Raw genomic sequence first — 16,978 nt, forward strand, 5'->3', positions numbered from 1 at the left:
GCCGGAAGGACCGACCATCGTGCTTCCCACCACTCTCGGCCCGTGGCTCGACTACACCATCAACGGGCTGGTCATCGGCAACATCTATGCGCTGCTGGCCGTCGGTCTGGCGCTGATCTTCGGCGTCTCGCACCTGATCAACTTCGCCCATGGCTCGGTTTACATGGTCGGCGCCTATATCGGCTGGCTGTGCGTGACCAAGCTCAATCTGCCGCTGCCGGTGACATTCGTCACGGTGGCGGCCGGCTGCGGGCTCTTGGGGGCTGTGATCGAGCGGGTCGGCCTGCGCCCGCTGCGCAACGCCCCGCGCATCGCCCCGCTGCTCGCCACCATCGGCCTGTCGGTGGTGCTCGACCAGTCGGCCCAGCTGCTGTTCAGCCCCGACCCGCGCGCGCTGCCGACCCAGCTGCCGACCTGGCGGGTCGCCATCGGCGGCGGCAGCATCGGCGCGCTCGACCTGCTGATCGCCGGGGTGGGCATCGGCAGCGCCGCCCTGCTCTACGGCTTCCTGCGCTTCACCAAGCTGGGCTGGGCGGTGCGGGCGACGGCGCTCGACCGTGACGCGGCGCAGCAGTGCGGCGTCGACGTCGACAAGGTGAACCGCACGGTGTTCGCCATCGCCTCGGCGCTGGGCGGGGTCAGCGGCCTGCTGGTCGGGATGTATTACAACACCATCGACCCCAACATGGGCTTCCAGGCCGGGCTGAAGGGCATCGTCGCCCAGCTGATCGGCGGCGTCGGCAACGTGCCGGGCGCCATCGCCGGCAGCCTGCTGCTCGGCCTGATCGAGAGCTACGGCATCGCCCTGTTCGGCACCAGCTACCGCAACCTGTTCGCCTTCGTCGCGCTGATCCTGATCCTGGTGCTGCGGCCGAACGGCCTGTTCGCCCGTGCCCGCCGCCTGCCGCCGGAGCCGCTGACCGGCACCTTCATCGCCCCCAGCCGGCCGCTGGTCCTGCCGAAAGGGGCGGTGTGGGCGCTGGCCGCCGCCGCACTCGCCCTGCCGCTGGTCGTGCAGCAGCCCTATCTGTTACAGACGCTGGGCAATGCCTGGCTTTACGCCCTGCTGGCGCTCAGCCTGACGCTGGTCGCCGGCACGGTCGGGCAGGTGTCGCTCGGCCATGCCGGGCTGCTCGCCATCGGCGCCTATGCGTCCTCGCTGCTGGCGCTCGATGCCGGGGTGCCGGTGCTGCTGGCGGTGCCGCTGGCCGGTCTGGTGGCGGCGGCGCTGGGCACGGCACTGGTCTATCCCGCCTTCCGGCTGCGCGGCCATTACGTCTCCATCGCCACGCTGGCGGTGGGCGAGATCGTGACGCTGGTCATCCTCAATTGGGAAAGCCTGACCCGCGGCCCGATCGGCGTCACCGGCATCCCGCCTTTGTCGGTGGCGGGCAAGCCGCTGGTCAGCGGACAATGGGTCTATTGGGTGCCGCTGGCCGTCCTGCTGGCCTTCGCCGCCCTGCAATCGCGCCTGCTGAACTCCCATCTCGGCCGCACGCTGCGGGCGATCCGCGAGGACGACGTGGCGGCGCGCTCCTACGGCGTCGATCTCAACCGCTACAAGGGTCTGGCCTTCGCGGTGGCGGGATTCATCGCCGGGGTGGGCGGCGCGCTGATGGCGCATTTCTACTCCTACATCAACCATGAGACCTTCCCGGCGCCGGTGTCGATGCTGGCGCTGACCATGGTCATCCTCGGCGGGCTCGGCAACGTCGCCGGGGCCGTGCTGGGGGCGGCGGTGCTGGTCGGGCTGCCGGAGCTGTTCCGCGCGGCGGCCGAATACCGCATGCTGATCTACGGCGTCGTCCTGCTGCTGCTGATCCGCTTCCGCCCGCAGGGCCTTCTGGGAACGGTGTGAGGACGCCATGGCGACGCAATCGACAACGCCCCTTCTCGAGATCGCCGGCCTGACCCGCCGCTTCGGCGGGCTGACCGCGGTCAACGGCCTGTCGCTGACGGTGGGGCAGGGCGAGCTGGTCAGCATCATCGGCCCGAACGGCGCCGGCAAGACCACCCTGTTCAACCTGATCTCCGGGCTCGACGCGCCGGATGCTGGCTTCGTCACCTTCGAGGGCCGCGACGTGACCGGCCTTTCCGCCGAACGGCTGGCCGCCCTCGGGCTGGCCCGCAGCTTCCAGCATGGCCGGGTGTTCGGCAACCTCAGCGTGCTCGACAATGTGCTGGTCGGCGCCCACACCCGGCTGCGCGCGGTGAAGCCGCAAATTCCGCTGGTGGGGCCGCTGGTCGAGCTGGCGCTGGCGCTGATCCGCCCGCCTTCGGTCCGGGCGGAGGAGGAGCGGCTGCGCGCCGAGGCGACGGAGATCGTCCGGATGTTCGGCGAGCGGCTGACCCCGCGCCTCGACAAGCCGGCGCACAGCCTGTCCTACGCCAACCGCCGCCGGGTGGAGATCGCCCGCGCGCTGGCCCTGCATCCCCGCCTGCTGCTGCTGGACGAGCCGACCGCCGGCATGAACCCGACCGAGACGGCGGAGATGCTGGAGATCATCCGCGGCCTGAAGGCGCGCGGACTGACGATCCTGCTGATCGAGCACAAGCTGGATCTGGTGATGCAGCTGTCCGACCGGGTGGTGGTGATGGACCATGGCGCCCGCATCGCCGAGGGGCCGCCCGCTGCGGTCGCCGGCGATCCGGCGGTGATCGAGGCCTATCTCGGCCACAAGGCGGTGGGTGCCGCGAATCAGGATACGGGCCAGGACGCGAACGCCGCCGTCCCGGTTCGGATCGCGCATTGAGGGGGACCGGCGGAATGACCGACGCCTTGCTGCGGCTCGACCGCGTGAACAGCTTCTACGGGCCGGTGCAGGTCCATTTCGACCTGTCGCTGGAGGTGCCGCGCGGGCAGATCGTCTGCCTGCTGGGCGGCAACGCCAGCGGCAAATCCACCTCGATGAAGATCATCCTGGGGCTGCTGAAGCCGCGCTCCGGGCAGGTGGTCTTCGACGGGCAGCCGCTGACCGGCCTGACCACGCCGCAGATCGTCCGGCGCGGAATCGGCTCGGTGCCCGAATCCCGCCGCCTGTTCGGCACCATGACGGTGCGCGAGAATGTGCTGATGGGCGCCTACACCCGCAGCGACGCGCACAGGGTGGCGGAGGATTACGAGGGCGTCCTCGACCTGTTCCCCAAGCTGCGCGAACGCCATGCCCAGCAGGCGGGCACCCTGTCGGGCGGGGAGCAGCAGATGGTGGCGATGGCCCGCGCCCTGATGGGGCGTCCGCGGCTGATCGTGATGGACGAGCCGACGATGGGCCTGTCGCCCTTGCATGTCGACCGCGTGCTGGAGATGATCCAGACCATCAACCGGCAGGGCGTGAGCATCTTCATGGTGGAACAGAACGCCAGCCTCGCCTTGCAGATCGCCCATCGCGGCTATGTGCTGCAAACCGGACGCATCGTGCTGTCCGGCCCGGCCGCCGACCTCGCCCGCGACCCGCAGATTCGCGACGCCTATCTGGGCGGTGCCCAGGCCGCCTGACGCCGTCCGCCCGACGCAGCATTTCCGACAGGACCCCCTTCCGATGACCAAGGACAACTCCGCCGTGCCTTCCACCGTTACAGACCCCGGCCCCCGCTCGCTGGAGGAGCTGGAGGCGCGGCTCGCCCGCGACCTCGACCTGCTCACCCTGCCGCCGGCCGACTGGGTGCCGGCGCGGGACGGCGTTCTCGACGTCGCCATCGTCGGGGCCGGCATGGCCGGGCTGACCGCCGCCTTCGCCCTGCGCAAGGTCGGCATCTCCAACATCCGGCTGTTCGACCGGGCGCCTGCCGGCCGCGAGGGGCCGTGGGGGACCTATGCCCGCATGGAGACCCTGCGGTCGCCCAAGACGCTGACCGGTCCGGCGCTGGGCTTCGCCAACCTGACCTTCCGCGCCTGGTTCGAGGCGCAGTTCGGCCGCGCCGCCTGGGACGCGCTGTTCCGCATTCCGCGTCTGCAATGGCTGGACTACCTGACCTGGTACCGCCGCGTCACCGGCGCGCCGGTGCGGAACGACACCGCCCTGACGGCGATCTCCGGCGACGCAGACGGCGTGACCCTCGACCTCGACGGTCCGGAGGGGCGGCAGCGGGTGCGGGCGCGCCGGGTGATCCTGGCGAACGGGCGCGACGGCCTGGGCGGCCCCTTCGTCCCGGCCTTCTGGAAGGCGGTGGACAAGCGGTTCTGGAGCCATGCCCATGAACCCATCGACTTCGACGGCCTGAAGGGCAGGACGGTGGCGGTGCTCGGTGCCGGCGCCGGGGCGGTGGACAATGCGGCGGAGGCGCTGGAGCGGGGCGCCGCCAAGGTCTACATGCTGATCCGCCGGGCGGAGCTGCCGCGCATCAACAAGAGCCTGGGCGCCGGCCATCCCGGCATCGTCCTCGGCTTCCACACCCTGTCGGACGAGCGGCGCTGGGCCTACAACCAGTACATCGCCGACACCGGCTTGCCGGCCCCGCACAATTCCATGCTGCGCTGCTCGCGCCATCCCAACTTCTCGCTGCTGACCGGCTGCGCCGTCGAGGCGGCGGAGGCGGAGGGCGGCCGTCTGGTCCTGCGCACCGGACGCGGCACGGTGACGGTCGACCACGTCATCCTCGCCACCGGCTTCGCGCTGGATTGGGAACAGCGGCCGGAACTGGCGGAAATCGCCCGCCACACCCTGCTGTGGCGCGACCGCTATGTCCTTCCCGGCCATGAGGCCGGCGAGTTCGCCCAGCATCCCTATCTCGGCGCCGATTTCGAGTTCCTTGAGCGCACCCCCGGCGAGGCGCCCTGGCTGAACCGCATCCATGCCTTCAACTACGCCGCGGTGCTGAGCCACGGCAAGGTGACCGGCGACATCCCCGGCATCAGCGCCGGGGCGGAGCGTCTGGCCGACAGCATCACGGCGGCGCTGTTCACCGAGGATTACGATGAGCACTGGCAGCGGCTGATCGGGTTCGAGACGCCGGAACTGCTGGGCGACGAATGGACCGAAGCGGAGGATTTCCAATGAGCGCCACCAGCAGCGCCACTGCCGACGGGGCGGCCCACATCGCCCCCGACCTGATCGACCGGCTGGCCGGCCTGTCCGACGCCTCTCCACTGCTGGCCCTGCGCGCCCGCCGGGCGGAGATCCGCACCCGCACCCAGGCGGCGCACGACGCCCTGCTGGCGCCGCGGCGGCCCGGCCTGTTTCCGGCCGCCGAGCGCGCCGCGGTGGCGGAACGCATCGCGGCGCTGGCCGGAAACGATGCGCTCGCCGCCCATTACCGCGGGCTTGCCGCCGGCGCCGGGGCCCGCCCGGCCCTGGTCGCCCATGCGGAGCGGGTCACCCGGTCCCCGCGCGAGTCCCGGCCGGAGCATCTGGGCGCGCTGGAGGCGGCGGGGCTGGATGCGCACGGCATCGTCGCGCTGTCGCAGTTGATCGCACTGGTGAACTATCAGGTGCGCCTGCTGGCCGGACTGCATGCGCTGGCGGGGCAGGCGGCTGGGGATGCGGCGGAAGCGTCGTCCGGCCCGCTGCCCACCGGGGCGCCGGTGCCGGTCGATGCGGACATCGGCTTCACCACCGACGTGCTGGACTGGAAGCCCTGGCTGCCCCCCGTGGTGTTGGAGGATGCGACGGAGGAGCAGCGGCTCGCTCTGGCGGTGACGCCGTCCAACATCGCCATCGGCGCCTATTCGCTGGTGCTGGCGCATGAGCCGGAATCGCTTCTGCACCGCACGCCGCTGTTCAACGGCATCATGTACGCCCCGCGCGGCCTGCCCCGCGCCGAGCGCGAGTTCGCGACCGCCGTGGAATCGGTGCTGAACGGCTGTGTCTACTGCGCCTCCGTCCATGCCCGCCGCTTCGTCGAGCTGACCGGCGGCAGGGATGCGGTCGATCTGCTGTTCGCGCAGGGGATTTCCGGCCAGGACGATCCGCGCCGCCAAGCCATCGCCCAGGCCGCCGCCCGCCTGACCGCCACGCCGGCCGCCCTGACGGCGGAGGATGCCGCAGCGCTTCGCCGGGCCGGAGTGGAGGACGGCGAGATCCTGGATCTCGTCCTGGCGGTCGCGATCTTCGCCTGGGCCAACCGCCTGATGCTGAGCCTGGGCGAGGCCGTGCGCTGAACGGAGCCCCGACCGGACCGAAAAGGCCTGACCGCCGCGGCGGTCGGGCCTTTCACCGGGCATCCGCGACCGGAACACCACCACCCGCCTGGAGAGGGTCAACGGGAAAGCCGCGGGCCTCATCCCTGCTCTCGGCCCCGTTCCCGTCCCCGCCTCCGAGCAGCAGGTCGATCCTGTCGCGCAGGGCCAGCAGCGCCGAGCGGTCCTTCTCCGCCAGATCCGGCGCCGTGTCGATCCGGTCCAACTGGCGAACGCAGCGCCGCACCGCCGACAAGGCGCGCGGGACGGCCGGCAGCGCCTCGCGCCGCATCCGCCGTGCCTGCCGCACGGTGAGCGCTCCGCCTGCCGCCTGCCGCCACAGCTCCGCCTGCGCCGACGCGTCGCGGACCCGCACGATCTCCACCAGCAGCGAGCGCGACACCAGCCGCCGCGCCTGCGGGTATTCCGCTTTGATCCAGTCCGGCAGCCGGTTCAGGCCCAGCATGTCGCCGATCCAGCTCGTGCTGCGCCCGACCAGCCGGGCCAGCGCCTCGCGTCCCCAGCCCCGCTCCACCAGCCGCTGGAGCGCTTCGGCCAGTTCCAGCGCGTCCAGCCCCTGGCGCTGCATGTTCTCCACCAGCGACAGCACCGCGGCGCCTTCGTTGGTCACCGGCACCGCCGGCACACCGGCCCGGCCCAGCGCCTGCATCGCGCGCAGCCGCCTTGCGCCGGCCAGCAGCTCGTAACGCCCATTCCCCAGCGGACGGACCATGATGGGCTGCAACAGCCCGACCTCCTCGATGGATCGGGCGAGCGAATCCAGCCCGTCGTCGTCGATGCGGCGGCGGGCATGGCTGTCGGGCACGGCGATGGCGGCGACGGCAATGCACGCGGCGTCGCCCATGGCGGCAAGGCTCATGGCACACGAACTCCTGGGGCGGGCAGGGGAGGGGTCGGGGACTTTACAGGCGCAGCTGGCGCGCTGGCGACACGACACTGCCGTTCTTCAGGCATATTGTCAATATAAAGGAAATAAATCCTGCAAAATGTCGGCCGGCGGTCAGGCGCTGCGGGCCCGGTCCGCCTGTTCGCGCAGGCTCGTCACCGTGTGCGTCGGGCTGATGGCTTCCGGGTCGATGACCAGTTCCAGCAGGGCGAGGCGTCCTGCCGCCATGGCGCGCTCGAAGGCCGGCATGAACTCCCCGGTCCGGGTGATGCGTTCGGCATGGGCGCCGAAGCTCTGCGCCAGGGTGACGAAGTCGGGATTCTTCAGCTCGGTGCCGATGACGCGCCGGGGATACTCGCGCTCCTGGTGCATGCGGATGGTCCCGAACATGCCGTTGTTGACCAGCACCACCACGATTGCCGCCTCGTACTGCGCGGCGGTCGCGAGTTCCTGCACGCTCATCATGAAGCAGCCGTCGCCGGCGAAGGCCACCACCGGCCGCTCCGGATGCAGAAGCTTCGCCGCGATTGCCGCCGGGATGCCATAGCCCATCGAGCCGGAGGTCGGCGCCAGCATGGTGCGGAACCGGCGGTAGCGGTGGAAGCGGTTCGGCCAGATGGCGAAATTGCCGGCCCCGTTGGTGACGATGGTGTCCGGCGGCAGGGTCTCGCGCAGCCAGCCCATGATCTCGCCCATCTGCAACGGGCCGGGAATGGACGGCGGATCGGTCCAGGCGAGATAGGCGTCGTGGATGGCCTTGGTGCGTTCCCGGATCCGTTCCGCGTTCCGGCGGGAGGCCGGCGGCGCCAGCGCGGCGAGCGCCCTGGCGGTCGTGCGCATGCCGGCGTTGATGGCGAGCGCCGGCTGGTAGACGCGGCCCAGCTCCTCGACCCCGGCATGGACATGCACCAGGGTCTGTCGCGGACACGGGATGTCGAGCAGCGTGTAGCCGCCGGTCGTCGCCTCTCCCAGACGCGGGCCGACGACGAGCAGCAGGTCGGTCTCTTGGACGGTCCTGGCCAGGGCGGGGTTGACGCCGAGGCCGAGATCGCCGGCATAGTTGGGATGGGCGTTGTCGAACAGATCCTGCGAGCGGAAGGACACGCCGACCGGCAGGTCCCACGCCTCGGCGAAGCGGCGGATGTCGTCGCAGGCCTCCGCCGTCCAGCCGCCGCCGCCGACCAGCAGGAGCGGCCTCTCGGCCGTGCCCAGCAGCCGCTCCAGCTCCGCCAGATCCTCCGGCCGTAGGCCGGGCTCTACCGCGCGGTACGGTTCGGCCGGGCGGGGGGCCGCCCGTTCGACAAGCATGTCTTCCGGAAGGGCGAGCACCACCGGTCCCGGACGGCCGGACGTCGCCGTGTAGAAGGCGCGGCCGACCATCTCGGGGATGCGGCCGGCCTCGTCGATCTGCGCCACCCATTTGCTGAGCGGGCCGTACATGCGGCGGTAATCGACCTCCTGGAAGGCTTCGCGCTCCTGCGCGCTCCGCTCGATCTGGCCGATGAAGAGGATCATCGGCGTGGAATCCTGGTGCGCGATGTGGACGCCGTGGCTGGCGTTGGTGGCGCCCGGTCCGCGGGTGACGAAGCAGATGCCGGGGCGGCCGGTGCATTTGCCGTAGGCCTCGGCCATCATCGCCGCTCCGCCCTCGTGCCGGCAGATGGTGACCGCGATCTCCGGGGCATCGACCAGCGCATCGAGCACGGCGAGGTAGCTTTCGCCCGGCACGCAGAAAACCCGGTCGACCCCGTTCAGGCGCAGCATGTCGACCAGAAGGCGCCCACCGGTGGCCGGGGCGGTGGCCGGGGCGGATCCGTTGTTCATCGAGATCATCCTTTCCAATGCGTCGGCAAGGCGGCGGTCCATCGCCTTGCCTTGCGGACGCACGACTCCCGTCGCTCCGGCGGTCTGCCGAAGCGTCGCTTCACGTCAGCGATGTGCGCTGGATTAAGGCCGGCGCGTTACGACGACGGGCCGGTCTTGGCCTCTCCGGCGACGGCGAAATGCTCGGGCTCGATCTCGTTCACCATGATGCGCACGCTTTCGCGCGGCGCGCCGAGGGTGCGATGGATCGCCTCCGTGACCTCGCGGTACATGGCGGCCTTCTTTTCCTGCGACCGGCCCTTGATCAGGGTGATGTTGACGATAGGCATGGGTCCTCTCCCTTCGGATCGATTGTCAGTGTCGAGACGCTCATTTCCCCACGACATGCGCGACGGAGCGGAGGCTGCCGAGCTGGTAGGGCATCAGCTTCGCCACCCGGACCAGCTCCTCGCCGATGCCGGCGATCCTGGCCTCGTCCATGTCGCGGGAATGCCCGGTCACCACCAGGCAGCCGACATGGCCGTTGTTCCAGGTGGGGATGTTGGCCGCGATGGCGGTCAGGCCGACATGGTGTTCGTCATGCGCCACCACATAGCCCCGCAGGGCGGAGACGCGCAGATCCTCGTCCAGCTCGGCGCGGTCGACGATGGTCTGCGGGGTGTAGACCTTGTAAGGCTCCGGCCCGAGGACGGCGGCACGCTGCTCCGGATCGAGGCTGAGCAGCAGCGCCTTGCCAGAGCCGGAGCCGTGCAGCGGGCCCTGGAGCCAGGTGTTGTAGTAGGGCGACAGCGATCCCGGAGCCTGGGCGATGTCGGTCACCATCCGCTCGGTGCTGAGATAGAGGACGAGCACCACGGTTTCCCGCAGGTTGCGCGCCAGCTCGATCAGCACGGAGTGCGATTCCCGCCGAAGCTGGTTGATGGGATGCATCAGCGGCAGCGGCAGCAGGCCCTTGGGCGACGGCGCATAGCGCTTGGAATCGGCCAGACGGACGACGTAGCCGCTGTCCTCCAGCGTGCGCAGCAGGCGCAGCGTCGTGCTCTGGTCCAGACGGGTCAGCGCCGCGACCTCGCCCAGCATCAGCGGCTGCGGTGCATCGACGATGGCGTCGAGGATCGCCAGCCCGCGGGCGAGCGTGCCGGCCGGTCCTTCGCGCTCGCCGTCGTTGCCGGCCTTGGTCCGTTCCTCGTCCGCGCTTTTCACCATGGCTGTGCCCTGTGTCGTTGTCCTGCCGGGAGAGTGGGCGGCAGGCCGGCCCAGCCGTCGGACCTGTGCTCTCCCGGAAGATGTGTCAAGGTTTTTGCGTGTCATGGGGTCCGGCCGGCTCCTGGCCGGTGCCCCAGCCACTGCTTTGCGATCTCCCCGCCGCCTTCCCCCTGGGCGGGGGGACGGGCGGGCGGCGGCAGGCCGTCTTCGAACTTCACCGGATAGCCGACGACGCGAATCGGTCCGCCGCTCGCGGTCTCGAAGCTGTGGAGCAGGTTGCGGCCCGCGACCTGATCGGAGGCGAGCGCCTGGACGACGGAGCGCACCGCACCGGCGGGCAGGCTGCGGGCGGCGAGCCGCTCCATCCAATGGGCGCGGGGCCGCTCGCGGAACCGGGCGGCGAGCCGCTGGCTGAGCAGGACGCGGTTGGCGACGCGGTCGGCATTGGTGCGGAAGGCCGGATCGTCGCGCATCGCGAGGTCCTCGAGCACGGATTCGCACAGGGTGCGGAACTGCCGGTCGTTGCCGATGGCGAGCACGAACGGCCCGTCGGACGTCTCGAACACCTCGTAGGGCACGACGTTGGGATGGGCATTGCCGTAGCGCCGGGATTCCGCCCCGGTGGCGAGGGCTCCGGCGGCGACATTGGCCATCGCCGCCAGCTGGCAGTCGAACAGCGCGACGTCGAGGAACTGTCCGCGCCCGGTCCGCTGGCGGCCGAGCAGGGCGGCCAGGATCGCCTGCGAGGCATAGAGGCCCGAGAAGAGATCGGAGACGGCGACGCCGACCTTGGTCGGCGGCCCGTCGGGAAATCCGGTCACCGACATCAGGCCGGTCTCGCCCTGGATGACGAAGTCATAGCCGGCGCGGGCCGCTTCCGGCCCCGTCCGGCCATAGCCGGAGACCGAGCAGTAGATCAGGGCGGGATTGACCGGCTTTAGGTCGTCATAGCCGAGCCCGAAGCGGTCGAGGGTGCCGAGCTTGAAATTCTCGATCAGGACATCGGCCTCGGCGGCCAGATCGCGGATGAGGCGCTGGCCCTCGGCGCTCTTGAGGTCGACGGTCAGGCTGTGCTTCGACCGGTTGGCGCAGGTGTAGTAGGCGGCCAGATCGCCCATGTAGGGCGGACCCCAGCTCCGGGTCTCGTCGCCGTCGCCGGGGCTCTCGATCTTCAGGACCTGCGCGCCGAGGTCGGCCAGGCACTGGGTGCACCAGGGACCGGCCAGGACACGGGAGAGGTCGAGGACGCGGATGCCGTGGAGGGGGCCCGGGGAGCGGGCCGCATCCGGCGCCGCGCCGCCATCGAACACTGTCATTTCTTCGATCCATAATCGTCTGTGGCCGTGGCCTGCCGTGGCCCGGTTGCGCTGCCCAGGGGCTGCCATCAGAGCGCGGCGCGCATCGGGTCCAGGCGGTCCCAATCGAAGGTGAAGCCGACGCCGGGACGATCCGGCACCAGGATGGTGCCGTCCGTCTCGACGGCCATCGCCTCGCGGAACAGCGGACCGAACCACGGCATGTGTTCGGCATGGATGGCGCCGGCCGACGACGCCACCAGATGCAGGCTGTGTTCGGTGAAGATGTGGGGCGAGAAGGGCACGTCGTGCGCCGCCATCAGCCCGATTGCCTTGCGGAACTCGGTGTAGCCGCCCATGCGTTGCAGGTCGGGCATCAGGATGTCGGCGGCACGGGCCTGGATCTGCCGTTTCAGGCCGTAGCGCGTGTATTCGGTCTCGCCGCTGGCGATCGGGGTGTCGAGCGCCGCGGCCAGGGCGGCGCTTCCCTCGTCGTTCCAGGTCGGGACGGGCTCCTCGAACCACACCAGCTCGAACGCCTCCAGCGCGCGGCCGAGCCGCAGGGCATGGGCCGGGGTGAGGCCCTGGTTGGCGTCCACCATCAGGGCGATGTCCGGCCCGATGGCGTCGCGCACCGCCTCGATGCGGGCGATGTCGTCCTGCCAGCGCGGCGAGCCGAGGCGCAGCTTCATCGCCTTGAAGCCCTGGCCGACGAAGGCCCGCGCCTCCTGCCGGAGTTCGTCCAGGCCGGAGGACAGCCACAGGCCGCCGCTGGCATAGACCGGCACGCGGTCGCGGTGGGCGCCGAACAGCCGGTAGAGCGGCTGGTTCGCCACCTTGCCGATGATGTCCCAGCAGGCGACGTCGATGGGCGTCATGGCATGCAGGGCGAGCCCGGCCTGCCCGCAGAAATTCAGATGGCGGAACAGGTCGGACCACAGGGCCTCGACCTGGAAGGGATCGCGGCCGATCAGCTTCGGCTTCAGGCTGGCCGCCAGCTGGGCGATGGAGCGCAGGCGGTCGATGCCGAAGCAGAAGCCATAGCCCTCGCCCGACACCCCTTCGTCGGTCCTGACGGTCAGCAGCAGGCACGACACCGTGCTGATCTCGTGGATCGCGGTGCGCAGCGGCCGGTCCAGTTGCAGGTCGACCGCGGCCAGTTCGATGTCGGTGATGCGCAAAGCCCTGCCTCCCGGCTGCCGCGGCCCCCGTTCTTATGAGAAGGGCGCAGACAGTTCACGATGGTGATTGTTCTTGAGGCGCATCGTTGCGCCTGACGGCGTTAGTTGCAACAGTTTTTTCATTTAGTGCATAGTTCATATCAAAATACGCGATCCACCCCGTTCATTCCGGCCTGTCCATCGATGGGAACCGTTCCCCGGCCATTATGTTCGGCCCGTCGGATCGACTTTTCCACGGCTGGGAAGGGCGAAAGTCCGCACGGATTTCCGCTCAGCCGGCAAGAAGGCGGTGCTTGGCCCTCGGCCACAACCGCGAATGGGGGCTTCTGCCATCTCGACATCTTTCGACAAAAAAATAGCACAGAATGAAAAATGTCTTGCGAAATAATGTTCGTGTCAGAGATGATCGGTCCAAAGCACGATACATAAGAAGGGAGGAACCATGACCACCGACCGGATTCCCGCCAGGATGCATTCCGGCCCCGCAGGCTTGAGCGCCGCGGGCCTCGCCCTGGCGGTCGGCCTGTTCGCCGGCACCGCCGGGGCCGACACGACGCCGGTGAAGATCGGCTGGCTGTCGTCGCTGACCGGCCCGCTGTCGTCGGCGGCCGTCGCCGAGAACCAGGGCGTCAAGTTCGCCGTGGACGAGATCAACAAGGCCGGCGGCATCGACGGGCGGAAGATCGAGCTGATCACCCGCGACACCGCCGGCGATCCGACCAAGGCGGTCAACTTCGCGCAGCAGCTCGTGCTCAGCGAGAAAGTGGACTTCGTCATCGGTCCGGTGAATTCCGGCGAATCGCTCGCCACCGTTCCCATCCTCGCCCGTGCCGGCGTGCCGAACATCATCATCGGCACGGTGGACGAGCTGACCGATCCGCAGAAATACCCGCGCGCCTTCCGGGCCATCGCCACCAACGAGCAGTGGATCGGCAGCGCCAACGACTACGCCATCAAGACGCTGAAGCGCAGCAAGGTGGCGATCATCGGCGACACCACCGGCTACGGCACCTCCAGCGCCAAGAAGGCCGAGGCGCTGCTGGCCGATGCCGGGATCAAGCCGGTCTACAGCGTGCTGATCGACGCCAACAAGACCGACCTGACCGACGAGATGACCAAGGCGCGGGCCGCCGGGGCCGACGTCGTCATGCCGTGGTCGGCCGCCACCGGCCTGCTCGCCCGCGTGCTGAACGCGCGGGGCAACATGCAGTGGGACGTGCCGGTCGTCGGCCATCCGGCCATCATGGGGCTCCCGATCAAGGATCTGCTGAACAAGCCGGAATATTGGGAGCAGACCTATGCCGCCGGTTACAGCAGCACGACCTACGGTGCCGACGGCAAGCTGCCCGGCCCGACGACCGCGTTGATGGACAAGATGCGGCCGGAGTTCGGCGGCACCATCAACTTCACCTTCTGGTGGGTCACGCTGGGCTACGACACCGTCAAGATCATCGAGCATGCGGTGAAGACGGCGGGCTCGACCGACAAGGCCGCCGTCCAGAAGGCGCTGGAAAACACCCAGAGCCTCAAGGGCACCTATGCCGATTACAGCTGGGGCCCGAAGCAGCGCAACGGCTTCCCCGACTCCGGCATCGTGATCAACAAGGCCAACACCTTCAAGGACGGCAGCTTCGAGGCCGCCCCGCACTGAGCCGGCCCGAGCCGGGTCGCCGGCATCGGAGTCAGGCTTCACGGCCCCGGCGCGGGCCTGCGACCGGCGGTCCGCATCGGGCCGCAGGGTCTGCCTTCGCGCCGTCTTGCAATTCCGCAGCAATTCACAAACGGATGGGCAGCATGCTTACCGTTCTGGTGTCGGGGCTGGCGATCGGCGCGCTCTATGCGGCGACGGGCCTCGCCTACAACATCATGTTCTCGACCTCCAAGGTCCTGAGCGTGACGACCGGCCACATCTGCATGCTTGGCGGTGTCTTCGGCGCCTATTTCATGCTCGACCTCGGGCTTCCGGCGCCGGTGGCGCTGGTCGGCGCGGTGCTGGTCGGGGCGGCCTTCGGCCTGCTGACCGAGGTCATCGCCATCCGCCGCGTCCTCGCCCGCTCCGACGAGCATCTCTGGCTGCTCAGCACGCTGGCGCTGGCGACCATGGTGCAGCAGGCGGTCGGCCTCTGGTGGGGCACCGAGCCCCGCCCGTTCCCGCGGCTGGCCGACCAGGATTTCACGGCCGGCGTGCTGGACCAGAAATACTGGCTGCCGATCGCGGCGGTGGTCGCCATGGCGCTCGGGCTCGAATTCTTCTACCGGCGGACGATGTACGGCAAGGTGTTCCAGGCCGTGTCGGAGGACGCCTTCGCCGCCCGCGCCCGCGGCATCGCCACCGACCGCACCCGCGCCCTGTCCTTCGCCATCGCCGGTGCGCTCGGCGGGCTGGCCGGCTTCGCGGCAGGGCAGCTGACCTTCGCCTTCTTCGCCCTCGGCCTCACCCTTACGCTCTACGGCTTCATCGCGCTGGCGGTCGGCGGGCTGGGCAGCAATGTCGGCGCGCTCGTCGGCGGCGTCGCGCTGGGCCTGTTCCAGACGCTCGCGACCTACCTGTTCGGCGGCGAGTACCAGCAGACGATTGCGGTCGGCCTGCTGATGGTCGTGCTCCTGGTCAAACCCGAAGGTCTCTTCGGCTCCAAGAAGGTCCGCCCGGTATGACGACATCCTCCCTTCCGCGGCTCGGGACGCTCGCCGTCGGCGGCATCCTGGCGGTGACCCTGCCATTCTGGGTCGGCGACTTCTACCAGCTCCACCTCGCGGCGCTGATCGGCGTCTATTGGGTGCTGATCGCCGGCCTCAATCTGGTCGTCGGCTACACCGGCCAGCTGTCCATCGGCCATGTCGGGCTGCTGTCCATCGGCTCCTACGCCTTCGCCATCCTCGTCGGGCGCTACGGCGTCGATCCGCTGCTGACGCTGGCGCTGGCCGGGGGTTTGGGCGGGCTCTGCGGCTTCCTGCTGGGCCTGCCGTCGCTGCGCCTTCCCGGCTTCTACTTCGCCATGGCGACGATGGCCTTCGCCCTGATCATGGCGGAGCTGTCGCTGGCCCAGGGCGGCCTGACCGGCGGCGGCGCCGGGCTGCCGGTGCCGGGCTTCGAGGCGCCCTTCGACACGCCGACCGGCTTCTACTGGCTGGTCCTGCTGGTCGCGGCGCTGATCACCTGGATGACGTGGAACGTCGCCCGGCTGATGTGGGGCAGGGGGCTGATCGCGCTGCGCGACAGCGAGGTGGCCGCCGCCGCGGTGGGGGTGCCGATCTTCCGGCTGAAGCTCACCGTCTTCACCTTCAGCGGGGTCACCGCCGGGATCGGCGGCGCGCTGTTCGCCTCGTTGCAGAGCTACATCACGCCGGAGACCTTCGTCTTCGAGCTGGGGCTGTTCTTCTTCGTCTGCATCATCATCGGCGGCCGCGGCAGCATTCTCGGCCCCTTCGTCGGGACGGTGGTCCTGACCGCCCTGCCGGAGATGGTGGCGCCGCTCGCCAAGCTCGGCAACTTCTTCTACGGGCTGCTGCTGCTGGCGGTGGTGCTGGTGGTGCCGGAGGGCATCGGCCACGTCATCAAGTCGGTCATGGCCCGCTTGCAGAAGAAAGGCCCGGAACCGAAGGGCCTCCAGCCCGACATCGGCCGCCTGGCCGCCGCCGTTCGCCGGGGCATGGAACAGGACATGCAGCGGGACATCCAACGGGGGCACGCATCATGAGCACGCTGGTTGCCGACACAGTGAGCAAGCGCTTCGGCGGCGTGACGGCGCTCAGCAACGTGTCGCTCGAATTGCGGGAAGGCGAAATCCACGGCCTGATCGGCCCGAACGGCAGCGGCAAGACGACCCTGCTCAACCTGCTGACCGGCTATTATCAGGTCGACGAGGGCGACATCCGGCTGGACGGGGAGCCGCTGGCCCGCTCGCCGGTGCAGCAGCGCCCGCGCGTCGGCATCGCCCGCACCTTCCAGAAGCCGCGCCTGCTCGGCAGCCTCAGCGTGCTCGACAACGCGATGCTGGGCGGCTGGTGCGAGACCCGCGCCGGCTTTCTGGAGACCGCCCTGGCGCTGCCGCGCGCCCGCCGCGAGGAGCGCGCTCTGCGCGACCGGGCGGAGGAACTGCTGCACGGCGTCGGGCTCGGCTATGCCATCCATCGCCGGGCGAGCCTGCTCGACCATGCCGAGCAGCGTTTCCTGGAGATCGCCCGCGGGCTGGTCATGCGCGCCCGCTTCATCCTGCTCGACGAGCCGGCCGGCGGCCTGACGGAGGGGGAGATCGAGCATCTCGCCAGCATCGTCACCGCGCTGCGCGACGCCGGGATCGGCGTCCTGCTCGTCGAGCACCACACCGACTTCGTGTTCAGCGTGTGCGACCGCGTCACCACGCTGAATCTGGGGCGCATGATCAAGCACGCCACGCCGGCCGAGGTGCGCAGCGATCCCGAAGTCATCCGCGTCTATCTGGGAGCGTGA

Annotated in this window: 15 protein-coding genes; 9 read left to right on the plus strand and 6 right to left on the minus strand. The window is 69.8% G+C overall.

What is annotated here, in order from left to right:
• The first annotated feature begins 19 nt into the window (after positions 1-19).
• Genes CRT60_RS02850 through CRT60_RS02870 form a run of 5 tightly spaced genes read left to right on the plus strand, consistent with a single transcriptional unit; the run spans position 20 to position 6,097 of the window.
• Positions 20-1,858: an ABC transporter permease gene (locus CRT60_RS02850; protein WP_098735123.1), complete on the plus strand. Its 1,839-nt coding sequence runs from the start codon at positions 20-22 to the stop codon at positions 1,856-1,858.
• A gap of 7 nt (positions 1,859-1,865) precedes the next feature.
• Entirely contained in the window at positions 1,866-2,753 is an 888-nt protein-coding gene (locus tag CRT60_RS02855; RefSeq protein ID WP_098734944.1) for an ABC transporter ATP-binding protein, read from the plus strand.
• A gap of 14 nt (positions 2,754-2,767) precedes the next feature.
• The gene (locus CRT60_RS02860; RefSeq protein ID WP_098734945.1) at positions 2,768-3,496 is read left to right on the plus strand and encodes an ABC transporter ATP-binding protein; all 729 of its coding nucleotides are present in this window, start codon (positions 2,768-2,770) and stop codon (positions 3,494-3,496) included.
• Between the two features lie 43 nt (positions 3,497-3,539).
• Positions 3,540-4,997 carry an FAD/NAD(P)-binding protein gene (locus CRT60_RS02865; protein WP_098734946.1) on the plus strand — a complete coding sequence of 486 codons (1,458 nt, stop codon included), beginning with the start codon at positions 3,540-3,542 and terminating at the stop codon, positions 4,995-4,997.
• A complete protein-coding gene (locus CRT60_RS02870; protein WP_098734947.1) occupies positions 4,994-6,097 on the plus strand; it encodes a CMD domain-containing protein in 1,104 nt (367 codons plus the stop codon). The genes CRT60_RS02865 and CRT60_RS02870 overlap by 4 nt, the downstream gene beginning before the upstream one ends.
• Positions 6,098-6,149: 52 nt before the next feature.
• Here the strand turns inward: CRT60_RS02870 and CRT60_RS02875 are convergent, their stop codons facing one another.
• From CRT60_RS02875 to CRT60_RS02900, 6 genes are all read right to left on the minus strand, one after another.
• Positions 6,150-6,995: a ParB/RepB/Spo0J family partition protein gene (locus CRT60_RS02875; RefSeq protein WP_098734948.1), complete on the minus strand. Its 846-nt coding sequence runs from the start codon at positions 6,993-6,995 to the stop codon at positions 6,150-6,152.
• A gap of 141 nt (positions 6,996-7,136) precedes the next feature.
• Entirely contained in the window at positions 7,137-8,846 is a 1,710-nt protein-coding gene (locus CRT60_RS02880) for a thiamine pyrophosphate-binding protein (RefSeq protein ID WP_098735124.1), read from the minus strand.
• 137 nt (positions 8,847-8,983) lie between these two features.
• Complete coding sequence (locus CRT60_RS02885) at positions 8,984-9,175, minus strand: 2-hydroxymuconate tautomerase (protein ID WP_098734949.1); 192 nt, start codon at positions 9,173-9,175, stop codon at positions 8,984-8,986.
• 40 nt (positions 9,176-9,215) lie between these two features.
• A complete protein-coding gene (locus CRT60_RS02890; RefSeq protein ID WP_161957958.1) occupies positions 9,216-10,052 on the minus strand; it encodes an IclR family transcriptional regulator in 837 nt (278 codons plus the stop codon).
• Between the two features lie 101 nt (positions 10,053-10,153).
• A complete protein-coding gene (locus CRT60_RS02895) occupies positions 10,154-11,368 on the minus strand; it encodes a CaiB/BaiF CoA transferase family protein (RefSeq protein ID WP_098734951.1) in 1,215 nt (404 codons plus the stop codon).
• Between the two features lie 68 nt (positions 11,369-11,436).
• Positions 11,437-12,528, minus strand: a complete 1,092-nt coding sequence (locus CRT60_RS02900) for a mandelate racemase/muconate lactonizing enzyme family protein (protein ID WP_098734952.1) — start codon at positions 12,526-12,528, stop codon at positions 11,437-11,439.
• A 442-nt stretch (positions 12,529-12,970) separates the two neighbouring features.
• Between CRT60_RS02900 and CRT60_RS02905 the strand changes: the two genes are divergently transcribed.
• The 4 genes from CRT60_RS02905 (at position 12,971) to CRT60_RS02920 (ending at position 16,978) form a co-directional block, all read left to right on the plus strand.
• Positions 12,971-14,179: an ABC transporter substrate-binding protein gene (locus tag CRT60_RS02905; protein ID WP_204561624.1), complete on the plus strand. Its 1,209-nt coding sequence runs from the start codon at positions 12,971-12,973 to the stop codon at positions 14,177-14,179.
• 143 nt (positions 14,180-14,322) lie between these two features.
• On the plus strand, positions 14,323-15,183 hold the full coding sequence (locus CRT60_RS02910; RefSeq protein WP_098735126.1) for a branched-chain amino acid ABC transporter permease: 861 nt from the start codon (positions 14,323-14,325) through the stop codon (positions 15,181-15,183).
• The gene (locus tag CRT60_RS02915; RefSeq protein ID WP_098734953.1) at positions 15,180-16,226 is read left to right on the plus strand and encodes a branched-chain amino acid ABC transporter permease; all 1,047 of its coding nucleotides are present in this window, start codon (positions 15,180-15,182) and stop codon (positions 16,224-16,226) included. The genes CRT60_RS02910 and CRT60_RS02915 overlap by 4 nt, the downstream gene beginning before the upstream one ends.
• Positions 16,223-16,978, plus strand: coding sequence for an ABC transporter ATP-binding protein (locus tag CRT60_RS02920; protein ID WP_098734954.1), 756 nt, complete (start codon positions 16,223-16,225; stop codon positions 16,976-16,978). Before CRT60_RS02915 ends, CRT60_RS02920 begins: the two co-directional genes overlap by 4 nt.

The sequence above is a fragment of the Azospirillum palustre genome (assembly GCF_002573965.1).
GTDB lineage: Bacteria > Pseudomonadota > Alphaproteobacteria > Azospirillales > Azospirillaceae > Azospirillum > Azospirillum palustre.